Source organism: Anabaena subtropica FACHB-260 (assembly GCF_014697105.1).
Lineage (GTDB): Bacteria > Cyanobacteriota > Cyanobacteriia > Cyanobacteriales > Nostocaceae > Trichormus > Trichormus subtropicus.
The window spans coordinates 112,906-126,446 of record NZ_JACJRF010000011.1 but is presented as its reverse complement, the minus strand read 5'-3'; the positions used below and the strand labels follow the sequence as shown (position 1 = coordinate 126,446).

Sequence of the window (13,541 nt, the reverse complement as noted above, 5' to 3'; positions counted from 1 at the left end):
TTAAAGTCCTTACCACAGGCAAGGAAATAACAGCTTCAAGATTGCGACAAACTATCATATCAAGTCCGGCTAATCACTTATCATTAAAATCTCTGTGCGTCTTTGCGTTCCGATGTCCTCCCGTCAGCCTAAATGATAAGTCTTTAGGCGGACATGATATTACTTTCCCTTCCTCTTTGCTTTTGTCTAATTAATTCTGCCCAAGTACTTACCAAAGTATAGTTCTCTCAATAATTTAAGGACAAGTCTATGCCAAACATAGATGCAACTGTGACAATTCCTGCGGATGCGACCTTTGATAACACACTGCAAGCTTTACGCCGCAGTCCTCTTGACTTCGTGAGCAATCTCGTGCAAACTCACGACGATGATATTGTACGCCTACCTTTTGGCACACAAGACATCTACTTGCTTAATCATCCTGACTTTATCCGTGATGTATTCGTTACTAAATCTAGCTATTTTGCAAAACGGAAAGATATAAGTGCAGAAGGATCTTATTTACAGCAGATGTCTGGAGTATTACCCCTGTTTGAAGGTCAGTTGAGTACAACTTATGCTCCGATAATGACTGAGGCTGCTGTCAACGCACATATGCGCTGGGATACCATGCACCAGCAGCGTGACTTCCTGAAGGTAGATATATATAAGGAGGTAATGCAGATTACACTGGACATTGTTTTTAAAACATTGTTTAAGGTTGATATGCAAGCAAAGGCAGCAGATCTTGTTGATGCCATTATCACAATGGACGTTGGCTATGGCTTTGATCCGATCGCGGCATTGCTAAATGATTTAGCACCTCCTGTAACTGTATCTATGACATCAGAGGCACAAGCAGCTCATTCTTATTTGTTAAACTTCATGTTGGGTCTGGTAGAAGCTAGCCGTTCTGCCCCTCTTGATTCAAGGTCTTTGTTCTCCTGGTTGCTCAAACAACAGGTGAATGGGCAACCCATCAGTGATGAGCAGATAGCAGATCAAGCATTAAAAATAATATTTTCAATGCATGAAGTGACCGCAACAACATTGTCATGGGTGTGGTATCTGCTTGCTGAATATCCCAACGTTGAGGCACAGTTACACACCGAGTTGACAAATATCTTGGCAGGACGGACACCAACGTTTGAAGATTTACCATACTTGCCTTATACAGAGATGGTACTCAAAGAGGTGCGACGATTATATCCCTCCGTGTGGATTGTCGGACGCTTTGTCCGCGATAATATATCGTTTGGTCGTTATCTGGTGCCTGCTGGTTCAATTGTTGTGTTTAGCCAATATCTAATGCATCGCGATCACCGCTATTTTGTTGATCCCGACCAGTTTGACCCTTTGCGTTGGACTCAAGAAGCACAAGCAGCACGTCCAGAATTTTCCTATTTTCCCTTCAGTGCTGGTCCTCGACAGTGTGCTGGTCGAGACTTCGCACCAACAAAAGATGCGCTAGTATTAGCAACTCTTGCACAGCACTGGCAAGCGCGATTAGCGCCCAATCAGACACTCGAACCTTACCCTCAGAAATCGTTTACACCTCGCTACGGCATCCAAATGACATTACATCGTCGATAGAAGGCTGTTGAAGCACTAGTTATTTACTTTAATTACTGCCAGAAGCCAGTTACTTTTACTTTTTGATTGACCATCTTCACCTGTTTATAAGTGCTTGAAGGAGAAAGTATGAACACTACACTAAAGACACAAACTGATAACCTCACTATTGCCCGTCGTTACGTCGAGAAATTCCTCGCTGTAAACGACGGGAGTGTAGCCGACGAAATTCTTGACCCAAACTTCATTTACTACACCGAGATTACTCTCGATGGAAAGCCCATCATTGGACCCGAAACTACTAAAGAAGCAATTAATAACATACACCAATCCTTTCCCGACATTAGCTTGAATATTGACGACATCTTCGCTGGAGAAGACCGGGTAGTTGTGCGCTTTAAAGTCACTGCTACTCATTCCCAAACAATGTTAGGTGTTGCTCCAACTGGCAAAAAGATAACATTCATCGAAACCCATGTCTTCCGATTCCGCAACGGTAAGATTGTTGAGGATAACGTTAGTGTTAATAACTACAAATTAAAGTTCTTATTCAATCCTAGCTTTCAAGAACAGTGGTAGCCTTCAACACAAAAAACTACACATTGACAGCAAGCTTTACTGGAAAAGAGATGGTATCTCTGGCAACATAAAAATATCAAACTTTTGATTGCCACTTTACCAAGACATTTAAAAACTGTGGCATTGCACAGTAGATGACCTCAATTCATCTACTGTGCAATGTCCATACTGCGGCTCTACGGAAATCAGAAAGAACGTTACCGAAATTTTTAGATAATTTCGTAATTTTATGCTATCGAGTTATGTCGATTGATTGATCCATTTTTATTATTTGTTAGATGGAGGTTTATTATGCCTTTTTCCAGAGCTAGTGGTATTCTGCTACACCCTACTTCTTTGCCAAGTCAGTTTGGCATTGGTGACTTTGGGCCGGAAGCTTATCGCTTTGTTGATTTTTTAGTAGAAAGTAAACAGCAACTTTGGCAGATATTGCCATTGGGACCTACTGGGGATAGCAATTCTCCTTATGCTTGTTATTCAGCGATCGCCGGCAATCCTCTGCTAATTAGCCCAGATTGGCTGTATAAAAAGGGCTTGCTAGTTGAAGATGATTTGGCTAATTTACCCAATTTATCGACTGAAAGGGTAGATTTTCCCCAGGTTATCCAAACAAAGATACCAATGTTGCAAACAGCCTGCCAGAACTTCAAGACTAGCGCAACATCAGTTCAGCAACAGGAATTTAAAGAGTTTTGTAAGAATCAAGCTGATTGGCTAGATGATTATGCCTTGTTCATGGCACTCAAGGATACCCATGAAGGCGCTAGTTGGAATACTTGGGAGATGGCGATCGCCCAGCGCAAACCAGAGGCGATCGCACAATGGCAACAACGACTCGCCGATGAAGTTTTCTACCATAAATATTTACAGTTTGAGTTTTTCTGGCAGTGGTCACAACTGAAGCGCTATGCTAACCAGCGCGGAATTGAGATACTGGGAGATATCGCTATTTATGTAGCTCATCATAGTGCTGATGTGTGGGCTAATCCTGAAAACTTTTGCCTTGATGAACACACAGGTGAACCAGCACTAATGGCAGGAACCCCGCCAGATTACTTCAGCACTACTGGGCAACTGTGGGGGAACCCTGTTTATAATTGGACGCGCCTCAAGCAGGAAAACTTCAAGTGGTGGGTGCAGCGCTTCCAATCTATGCTCAATTATGTAGACTTGATTCGCATCGATCACTTTCGGGGATTTCAAGCTTACTGGGCTGTCAAACAGGGCGAAACAACTGCGATGAATGGTGAGTGGATGGAAGCGCCGGGAGAGGCTTTTTTTGAGGTACTCAAACGAGAGTTAGGTCAATTGCCAATCATCGCTGAGGATTTGGGAGAAATTACACCAGAAGTATACGCTCTGCGAGATAAGTTTGATTTTCCCGGTATGAAAATTTTACAGTTTGGCTTTGGTGAAGGTTCACAAGCTGAAAAGCGTTTTTTACCGTTCAATTATCAATCTAATTGTGTTGTGTACACAGGTACTCACGATAATGACACGACAGTTGGTTGGTTCGACCAATTGTCACCCCTAGAAAGAGAACAAGTCTTGAGTTATTTAGGCTGTAATAGTCCATCTGGAATCCACTGGGATGTGATTCGATTAGCACTAAGTTCCGTCGCTAATCAGGCAATTATTCCTCTACAAGACGTTTTGGGTTTGGGTAGCGAAGCTCGGATGAATTTTCCTGGCAAAACTGTAGGGAGTTGGGGTTGGCGATATCAATCCGCAGCTTTAACACCAGAGGTCAGCGATCGCCTCAAAGGGATGACTGAAACTTACGGACGGGTGGCTCACTACCACCCATAGAAGTAGCCAGCCGCAAACCTGTTATATACAATCAGTCTGGCGGCTGGCTCCATTTTAGTCAATTTCTAATGGTACGGGGCGATCGCGTCCTTCAACTTTGATACTTGGCCATTTTGGATCGAAAGTCAGGTTTTCTAGCCCTCCATCCTTGAGAATGATGAAAGTATCTTCCACCTTAGCTCCTGGTAAACTTGGATTCCAGGCGACAGCAGTGTTTTCCATTAAAATCTCACTAGTGGTTGGATTGGCAATGATTTCACGAGATAGATAGCCTGTAGTTCCTCCTTGATGATGTTGACGAATTGCGTCTGGATAACCATGCTGCTTATAAGCCTGACCAAGGGCATCATAAATTGCACTGATAGGCGTATTAGGAATACACAAATTCAAAGCTTCAGCTTCAATCTGATGGACTTGAGAATGCAAAGAAGCTAAATTTCGGATCTCTGCATTGGCCTGCCCCAAACCAAAAAAGACAAATCTCGTTAGATTCGCATATAGACCATATCCCCGCGCACAAAAAACCAGCATTGTTGCACGTCCTAGCTTTTCTTGCTTGGGTGTGGCATGACGGTATAAGGGGAGACGCTTTTCTCCAGCAACTAGCGTCAAGGCTGGATGTAGTCCTCTTGACCACAATGCTTCTGCACCTGCTCCGGCTAATTGGCATTCTGTCCACGTAGGCTGGGCTTGCAAAAGTACCTCAGTTATAGCCTCACTGGCTAAACGCCCCACTTGCCGATAACGCTCCAATTCTGTAGGCATTATCACTCGCTTTTGATTGATGAGTGACATCGGTAATGGGCTTTCATGAGCGTTGGGAATGTCACTCAAAATCTTTCCTCCGTTTGTGACTTCACGCACGAAAGATTCACGAGCAGCCTTATCAGCCCAAGGATTAATGTGCATCTTGTAGACAGGATTTGATGACTCATCTCTACCCGGAAGTTCTTCATCCTGTAAGCGTTGGGCTTCAATCTCATCAGTCAATATCCAGGCTTCTTCAGCAGTTACGAGAACTTCTGCTACTCCAGTCTCGGAAGCAAGTAGCACCGTGTTAGAAGCACCAGCAGTAGACCAAGCAAACCAATCTGAACGGTACAATCGTATACCCATCGCACCAGTTTCATTTAAGGCGTTGCGGATTAACTTTAATTTGTCAGATATTTCTTGGTTGATTGAATTCATCATTTACATCAAATTAAGTGTGTAAAAATAGCTAAGTAGGTAGAAACAATTAAATATGAATTTTGTTTGTAGTGAGCGATTTATCACTCATTTACCAGGTTTTAAAGGGCTGTTAGCATAGCGTTCCCGTAGAGTAGCCCTGATTACAAACTTTTATTTTATTCAGCCTTTCTACTTAACAACGGTTTAACTTAGCTATTGATATTTTATAAAATATTATTTAAATTATAAAGAGAATTTCAATTATTTGTTGAGTGTATATTACCAAAAAAAAGAGGTTATATAACGAAAAATAAACCCTTGTTATTTCTGATTTGCGCTTTGAAATTATCATAAATATTCTAAAAAAAGAATATAGCCTTTTTGCCAAAGATTCACCCTTGTAATTATTTTTTCTCCTCTCTAAACTCTTTAATTAAAGACTTAAAAAATAAGTCACATACATTCCACATTAATAATCTAGTACAGCACAGCGTGAATAAAAATATCATTTCTAATAGAGCAAAAGCTCGGAATACAATTCTTTTGACTTTTGACTTCACGGCAGTACTAGTGACCTTAAGAATATTGAACCAATATGATACCTAGATCCCTTGGTGGGAAAAAAATCGCCATTCTTGTAGAAAGTGAGTTCATTCCTGAAGAAATTGAAGCCTATCAAAAGCGCTTCTCAGAACTAAAAGCAACAGTACATCTGATGTCTAGACTCTGGGATCAGCCGAGCGTTCGTTTTTTCAGTGATGAAGATACAGGTAATACACCCCAAACAATAGATGTAAACATTGATTTCCAAAACGTAGATGTTAACGACTACGCAGCTGTAATTATGTCTGCGAACTATACTAGCGTGCGTCTACGTTACTTTGAGCCACCAACAGGTCAGCCCATTAGTGCGGAACAAGTCTGCACTTCACCGGCTGTACAGTTTTACGCTCAGGCGATGGCTAATCCGAGGATTATTAAAGGCGCACTTTGCCACGGGTTATGGATATTGACACCAATACCTGAATTACTCAAAGGGCGACAAGTTATCTGCCATGAAGTAGTGCTTGCAGATATTATTAATGCCGGTGCAATTTACACACCATCACCTTCAGGCGTGGTTGTAGATGGTGACCTGATTACTGGTCGTTCAAAACACGAAGTTGAAGCCTTCATTGATGCGATTACTGAACAAATCCAAGAATTATCTATTGCTACTAATCGTTTCTCAGGCAGAAGACCTACAACATCTGTTTCTAGACTAAGAGCAGTAAGCTAATTATTTCCAAATACATTCATGATTAGGAGACAATTTTGTGAGAAAAATTCTAACGATTTTATCTGAATATGGTTATTGGGGCGAAGAACTAGTAGGGCCTTTAGAAACTTTTGATGCTGCGGGATATCAAGTTGACTTTGCTACTCCAACAGGAAAAAGACCAGTAGCACTTCCTCCTAGTATGGACCCTACATATATTGACCCACCTTTAGGTAGGACAGTAGTCTCTCAGGAGATGGCTGAAAAAGTCAAGCGTTTGGAAGATCCAAGGAACCCCAGATTAGACAATCCCATCGTCTTATCACAATGGTTGCCCGATCGCCCTTACTGGAGTGCGGAAAAATTCCTGCGGGAAATGGAAGCCTACAATAACGCCCTTGACGAGGTACAGCAGGATTTGGAACAATACGATGCTTTATTGATTGTGGGCGGTAGTGGCCCTATCGTTGATTTAGTCAATAACCATCGAGTTCATGACCTCATCCTCAGCTTTTACAGAAAAAATAAGGCGATCGCCGCAGAATGCTACGGTGTAACTTGTCTAGCTTTTGCTCGTGACCTAGCAGACCGCAAGAGCATTATTTGGGGTAAGCACGTTACTGGTCATTGCAAAGAATATGACTACAAAGATGGTACAGGATTCGTCGGCGCTGACATTAACATGGGGCCACCTCCCTATCCTTTAGAGTATATTCTTCAAGATGCCACAGGCCCAGATGGCGCATATCACGGTAATTTTGGCAAAGAAATCTCTGTGATTGTTGACTATCCATTCATTACAGGTCGGTCTACCGCAGACTCTTATACAACTGGTCAAAAATTGGTGGAAGCTTTAGATAAAGGATTGAGGCGGTACGGATGGTAAGCTTGACCAAACAGAGTAGCGAGAAGCCTTTGATCGCTAATAGAACAGGACGCTTTGCCATCATCGAACAACTTCTAGCCGATGGCATACATTATATGTTCGGCAACCCTGGCACAGTTGAGCAGGGGTTTCTAGATGTACTAAAGGACTATTATCCAGAGTTTGAATATATCTTTGCACTGCAAGAAACAATTGCAGTCGGTGCAGGTGACGGTTATGCCCGTGCTACCAAAAAGCCTACTATTGTGCAACTTCATAGTGGGGTTGGTTTAGGGAATGGCATCGGCATGATTTATCAGGCTATGCGTGGTCATGCACCATTGGTTGTGTTGGCTGGCGAAGCTGGTATTTGCTACGATGCGATGGATGCCCAAATGGCAGCAGATTTGGTCAGCATGGCCCAGCCTGTCACCAAATGGTCAACAAGGGTGGTTGATCCTTCTTCTTTATTACGTGTGCTACGCCGAGCCATCAAGATAGCGGCTACACCGCCTATGGGGCCTGTGTTCGTTTCCCTACCGATGGATATCCTCGATGCTGCTAATTATGAAGAGGTTGTGCCAACTTCTTTTCCAGTAACCAGGGTTGCTCCTGAACCAGAACAACTAGCAACAGCAGCAACCTTATTAGCAGGTGCTAAACATCCCCTAATTATTATGGGTGATGGTGTAGCTTTTTCCGATGCCCAGGCTGAATTGACATCTGTAGCCGAGTTGGTCGGCGCGCAGGTATGGGGAGCAGATTCATCAGAAGCGAACATGAGTGCTACCCATCCTCTGTTCGGAGGGCTACTAGGTCATATGTTTGGCGATGATAGCCGTCGTGTCACTTCACAAGCAGACGTAATATTGATTACTGGAACTTACGTTTTTCCAGAGGTATTCCCGGCGCTGTCTGGAGTTTTTGCTCCGTCAGCGAAAGTGATTCACATCGACTTGAATACCTATGAAATAGCGAAAAACTTTCCGGTGGATTTAGGATTGCTTGGTGATCCAAAAACTAGCCTGAGCAAATTAAGCACCGTCCTTGAGTCAACCATGACACCTGAACAGAAGCAAGAAGCTTTTGCCAGGACTACTCGGATCACTGAGGATAAGAAGCGGGAAACAACTGCTAAATTTGAGGCTGACAAAGCAGTCCGGGATGCAGTACCTCTGCACATGACTCGTTTTGCAGAAGAATTAGCTGCCCATTTGCCAGCAGATGCGATTATCTTCGATGAAGCCATTACCAATTCTCCAGAACTTTGTCGGTACATCCCACCGACAAAACTAGGACAATATTTCCAAACACGAGGCGGTTCTCTCGGTGTTGGTATTCCTGGAGCAATCGGTATTAAGCTGGCTAATCCAGATAAAACCGTGGTTGCTTTCACTGGTGATGGTGGGAGTATGTATACTATCCAAGCCCTCTGGACTGCGGCGCACCACAATATAGATGCCAAGTTTGTCATCTGCAATAACCACAGCTATCAAATCCTCAAGCTCAACATTCTCCACTATTGGGGTGAGCAGCAAATACCAGAACACGACTACCCATCTTCTTTTAACCTGTGCGATCCAAATATTAATTTTGCTGAATTAGCCAAGTCTTTGGGAGTTGAGGCGATTCGGGTGGAGAAGCCAGATCAGATTGCTCCCGCTATCCAAAAAGCTTTGGATCATAAGGGGCCATTTTTGATTGATTTGATCATAACTAACGAAATTGTCGGCACAAAGATTGGTGTCAAGTGTGGTCAATAGTAGGCACAAATTTTTACTAATTTACAAGGAGAAAATTCATGACCGTAGCTAATGTAGCACCTTTAACAGCTTCAGAAATTCAGCAACTAGCAGCAGATTGGTATTTAAAATTAGACGTTCACGCTCCGCTAGAAGATTATATTCCTTTCCTAGTGGAAGATGGTCTAGAAATGCGCTTTCCTGAAGCTACAGTTTATGGTTTTGAAGGATTTCAAGGTTGGTATGATCGCGTGATCCGGATTTTCTTTGATGAAGTCCATACCTTAAAGCAAGTTAATGTGGAAGCTTCAGGAGATGAGGCCAAGGTGCAAGTTGTTGTCAAATGGGAAGCTAGTGTGTGGAACCCACCAGCAGCTAAAAGCGATCGCATTGTTTTAGATGCTTATCAAACTTGGATCATCAAGCGATCGGCTAATACAGGTAAGCCAGTAATCGCCACCTACATTGTTGATTCCCTTAGTTATTATGAAGGATCTGCCCGTCTTTAAAGACGATTGCAGACATCTGTAAAGCAATAAAATTTTGGGGCGCAAATGACCTCTGCATCAGTAATTAGTTATTAGCGCTCCATGCTGAATAAATTCCATCACAATTACAGGAGATATCAAAGTGGTAACTTCAACCGTTTCACCTGCACGTCAATTCTTCGACAAACATCTAGAGACTATTTCTGCTGGCAAAATCGATGAAATGGTAGATAGAGATTATGCAGAAGATGCTGTATTAATTACTTTCTTCAATGGCTTTGAGAATACACCTGCACCCATCACAATTAATGGTCGGGAAAATATCAAAACATTCTTTCACGATTACTTGAAAGCAATCGAATATATTGATATCAAATCTCTAGACTTCACTGAAGCCGAAGACGCTATTTTTTTCCAAGCAAAATTTAACTGTAAACTCGGTTTAGTATCAGTTGGTGATGCCTGGACTATGCGTAATGGACAAATTGTTTATCACTTTGGTTTTTGGGCTTAATCGAATAACCATAATTTTCAGCTATGCCTAACAAGTTGTTTGTAGTTAGCAATAGCTACTAACTACAAACACAAATTTTCTTGCCATCTTCATACCCTACATAAAGGATTACTATGAGTACACCAATCGAACAATTGCTGGTATCTCCCATCAGCCAACTCTACAAAGAGCATATCGGTTTCATTAAAGCTAAGAATCTTGATGGTTTACTTAACCAATATGCTGATGATGCTTTACTAATCAGCACCTTAACAGAAGACCGCCAACCACTTTATGTACAAGGTCGTCAAGCACTCAAAGAATTTTTTGAAGGTCGTATTTTCGGTTTAGAAGATTTTGAAATCAGACTCAATCAATGGGCTGAAACTGAAAACACACTGATGATGGTAGAGGAGTTAACAACCACAAGTAAAACTGGTGAAGTCGGTAGTGTGGAGTTTTATGATAACTGGTTTTTACAAAATGGAAAAATCACCATTCATTTTGCTGGTGTAATTCAGTATCCAGATAAAACTTATGTAAATGCAGGAACAATTAAAACAGAAGTACCTGCATCTCCCTTAGGCAATTTTTATAAAGAACATATCGGCTTCATTAAAGCTAAGAATGTGGATGGTTTACTTAACCAATATACCGAAGATGTCCTGTTAATTAGCACCTTGACCGAAAATCGCAAACCACTATATGTCCGTGGTCGTCAAGCACTGAAACAGTTTTTTGAAAGTCGCATCTTTAGTTTAGAAGATTTTGAAGTCAAGCTTGACCAGTGGGCTGAAACCGAAAATACATTGATGATAGTCGAAAGCCTCAAAACCAGAAGTATCAATGGCGATGTTGGTGAAGTCAGTTTCTATGATAACTGGGTGCTGCGCGATCGCAAAATTGCTGTTCACTTTGCTGGTGTAGTTCAGTACCCAGATGGTACATACGCGTAACTAAACTCCCTATCTCATTAAGGAATTAAGTAATGACTTTGCTAAAAGTTTCTCAAATGGCAATCAGCTGCAAAGATCCGATTGCAACTGAAAAATTCTACACCAAATATTTCGGCTTTAAGCGGGCCAGGGTGGCACCAATTGGCAATAATGAACAGATTGTCTTTCTAAAGTTGGGCGATATGTACCTGGAACTCTTCCAAGCCAAAGGAGAAACCCCAGGCCCTCTAGCTACCCAAGATGGGCCTACCTATCCAGCTTGGCGGCATTTTGGTTTCCAAGTTGATGATGTTGATGCTAAATTGGCTGAAATTGGCAATGATGCAAACATAACTCTTGGACCACTCAACTTTGATAGCTTTATTCCTGGGTGGCGCACAGTGTGGGTAGCTGATCCCGATGGCAATATTGTGGAAATTAGCCAGGGATACGTTGATCAGGATAATCCACCACCATTACAGGTCAATTGAGAGTAATTTCCACTTAACTATATACAGCATTTCTCAATAGAAGATGAACAAACTCAAAATCTTTCTTCACTAGCTAATTTTTGTTCAAAACCTATATGAAATTGCTGTATACAGTTTAACTGTTGTTCAGATGAAAGAAACCTATGAATGCTTTCACTAATTGGAAAACTCTTAACTGGTCTGAATATGGTGCAGAGTTGTTGGGAACAGCTTTCAATATCTTGGTGGGATTTAGTATAATCACTTTCAATTTTGGCAAAGGTTTGCCTATGGAGCATTTCATCCCAGCAGTGAGTCCCCGTTTATTAATTAATGGTCTCATATTTGCTGGAAGTGGTGCATTATTTAGTATTTCTCCTTTGGGAAAACTGAGTGGTTCGCACCTCAACCCTTGCTTATCATTTGCATTCTGGCTGCAAGGAAAGATGCACAAACATGACTTGATTGGATATATTTTTGGTCAATTCATTGGTGCATTTTTAGGCGCGTCGCTAGCATTATTTTTGTGGAGAAATTACCTTGTTAGCGTCAATTATTGTATTACTTTACCGGGAATCGGTTATCCATTATGGTATGTATTTATAGCTGAAGTTTTCATGACATTTTTGTTATTCTTGTCTATCTTCATGTTCTTAAGCCATCATCAATTATTGCGCTGGACACCTTTAATGGTATGGCTTCTGGCTGCAACTATGGTTTGGTTGGGAGCGCCCATTTCTGGCACTAGCTTGAATACAGCACGCAGCATTGGGCCTGCTTTACTAGCATGGTCTTGGCAAAACCAGTGGATTTATTGTATTGCATCTCCACTAGGGGCATTGACTGCTGTAGGAGTTTTTCAACTGATAGCTATGGGTGAACGTGAAGTTTTAACAGGCAAACTTTTTCATGTTCCAAATTATCGTTGTATTTTTAAAAATGTTAAAGTCCCACATCTGAAAAAGCATGAATAAATTTAATTTCGGTATCTAGACCGATAAATTTTCTGGAATTTTTTCTTAATTCACTAGTTGCTGTCACAGCACAATATGCCTGGAAGTGAGATTAAGAAGGCAGAAGTACGACGGCAGAGGGCAGAAGGGAATCCCCATAAATAAATTTAGGGGATTTAACAAGGACACAGTATTTCTTGCTCTGCGCGTCTCGAAATACATATTTTCTGATTTTTTCATAAGTAAATTTAGGGGCTTGTGTCCCCTTTAGCAGAGGGCAAAAATGTATTTCTTCCTTCTGCCTTCTGCCTCCTGCCCTCTGCCTTTCTTCGGTCATTTATCAGATCCAAAATACATCAAATACTCTAGAAGGATAAAATCAATGAAGAAATTAGAAGGTAAGGTAGCTTTAGTCACTGGTAGCAGTGGGGGAATAGGTCAAGCTATTGCTGTACATCTTGCTGAACAAGGTGCGGATGTTGTCATAGACTATCGCTCTCATCCCGAAGGCGCTCAAGAAACTTTGTCTAAAGTGGAAGTGGCTGGATGCAAAGGTTTGATTATTAAAGCTGACTTAAGTGTAATCAGCGATATTCGCCAGATGATAGACCAGGGTATTCAATACTTTGGCAAACTAGATATTCTTGTGAATAATGCTGGAATTGACGGTCGAAATGCTGACTTCTGGAATATTACCGAAGCCGACTATGATGCAGTAATTAATCTCAACCTCAAAGGCACATTTTTCGCCACTCAAGCAATAGTGCAGCACTTCATCGAAACCAAGCGAACTGGCAAAATCATCAATATTAGCTCTACCCATGAAGAAATAGCATTTCCTCACTTCACTCCCTACTGTGCTAGCAAGGGTGGTGTCAAGATGATGATGCGTAATCTGGCCGTTGAGCTTGGCCCTTTGGGAATCACAATTAACAACGTGGCTCCTGGAGCAATTGAGACACCAATCAATAGTAAACTATTAAACGACCCTGAAAAATTGGGAGCGTTGCTCAAGAACATTCCTTTGGGTCGTTTAGGCAAACCGGAAGATATCGCCCCCATAGTTGCGTTTTTAGCCTCAAAAGATGCCGACTACATCACAGGCGCAACCTTCTATGTAGATGGAGGACTGAGCCGAAACTATCATGAGCAGTAAGCTATTTGTGTTGGCTGTACCATTCAAGAGTTTTTTTGATCTCGAGAACAGAATGTACTGTTCCTTACGAGT

General features: G+C 41.9%; 13 protein-coding genes. 12 read left to right on the top strand and 1 reads right to left on the bottom strand.

Translation table 11 applies throughout. From position 1 onward, the window contains the following. Positions 1 to 249 precede the first annotated feature (249 nt). From H6G18_RS09140 to malQ, 3 genes are all read left to right on the top strand, one after another. On the top strand, positions 250 to 1,572 hold the full coding sequence (locus tag H6G18_RS09140) for a cytochrome P450 (protein WP_190406778.1): 1,323 nt from the start codon (positions 250 to 252) through the stop codon (positions 1,570 to 1,572). A 108-nt stretch (positions 1,573 to 1,680) separates the two neighbouring features. Then, positions 1,681 to 2,130: an ester cyclase gene (locus H6G18_RS09135; RefSeq protein WP_190406777.1), complete on the top strand. Its 450-nt coding sequence runs from the start codon at positions 1,681 to 1,683 to the stop codon at positions 2,128 to 2,130. Between the two features lie 291 nt (positions 2,131 to 2,421). Then, a complete protein-coding gene (malQ, locus tag H6G18_RS09130; protein WP_190406776.1) occupies positions 2,422 to 3,939 on the top strand; it encodes a 4-alpha-glucanotransferase in 1,518 nt (505 codons plus the stop codon). 54 nt (positions 3,940 to 3,993) lie between these two features. Here malQ and H6G18_RS09125 read toward each other — a convergent pair whose 3' ends face one another. Further along, positions 3,994 to 5,130: a M24 family metallopeptidase gene (locus tag H6G18_RS09125; RefSeq protein WP_313954427.1), complete on the bottom strand. Its 1,137-nt coding sequence runs from the start codon at positions 5,128 to 5,130 to the stop codon at positions 3,994 to 3,996. Positions 5,131 to 5,704: 574 nt separating this feature from the next. On the opposite strand from H6G18_RS09125, the gene H6G18_RS09120 reads away from it, so the two are divergent. The 9 genes from H6G18_RS09120 (at position 5,705) to H6G18_RS09075 (ending at position 13,469) form a co-directional block, all read left to right on the top strand. Beyond that, positions 5,705 to 6,388: a DJ-1/PfpI family protein gene (locus H6G18_RS09120; protein WP_190406775.1), complete on the top strand. Its 684-nt coding sequence runs from the start codon at positions 5,705 to 5,707 to the stop codon at positions 6,386 to 6,388. Positions 6,389 to 6,425: 37 nt separating this feature from the next. Further along, positions 6,426 to 7,253, top strand: a complete 828-nt coding sequence (locus H6G18_RS09115) for a type 1 glutamine amidotransferase domain-containing protein (RefSeq protein ID WP_190406774.1) — start codon at positions 6,426 to 6,428, stop codon at positions 7,251 to 7,253. Further along, positions 7,247 to 8,995, top strand: a complete 1,749-nt coding sequence (locus H6G18_RS09110) for a thiamine pyrophosphate-binding protein (protein WP_199311611.1) — start codon at positions 7,247 to 7,249, stop codon at positions 8,993 to 8,995. The genes H6G18_RS09115 and H6G18_RS09110 overlap by 7 nt, the downstream gene beginning before the upstream one ends. A 38-nt stretch (positions 8,996 to 9,033) precedes the next feature. Next, positions 9,034 to 9,483, top strand: a complete 450-nt coding sequence (locus tag H6G18_RS09105) for a hypothetical protein (protein ID WP_190406773.1) — start codon at positions 9,034 to 9,036, stop codon at positions 9,481 to 9,483. 121 nt (positions 9,484 to 9,604) lie between these two features. Beyond that, entirely contained in the window at positions 9,605 to 9,976 is a 372-nt protein-coding gene (locus tag H6G18_RS09100; RefSeq protein WP_190406772.1) for a nuclear transport factor 2 family protein, read from the top strand. A 113-nt stretch (positions 9,977 to 10,089) separates the two neighbouring features. Further along, positions 10,090 to 10,911: a nuclear transport factor 2 family protein gene (locus H6G18_RS24535; protein WP_199311610.1), complete on the top strand. Its 822-nt coding sequence runs from the start codon at positions 10,090 to 10,092 to the stop codon at positions 10,909 to 10,911. 32 nt (positions 10,912 to 10,943) lie between these two features. Further along, positions 10,944 to 11,381, top strand: coding sequence for a VOC family protein (locus tag H6G18_RS09085; RefSeq protein WP_190406771.1), 438 nt, complete (start codon positions 10,944 to 10,946; stop codon positions 11,379 to 11,381). 143 nt (positions 11,382 to 11,524) lie between these two features. Beyond that, positions 11,525 to 12,334, top strand: a complete 810-nt coding sequence (locus H6G18_RS09080; RefSeq protein ID WP_190406770.1) for an MIP/aquaporin family protein — start codon at positions 11,525 to 11,527, stop codon at positions 12,332 to 12,334. Positions 12,335 to 12,695: 361 nt separating this feature from the next. Further along, a complete protein-coding gene (locus H6G18_RS09075) occupies positions 12,696 to 13,469 on the top strand; it encodes a glucose 1-dehydrogenase (protein WP_190406769.1) in 774 nt (257 codons plus the stop codon). Positions 13,470 to 13,541 lie beyond the last annotated feature (72 nt).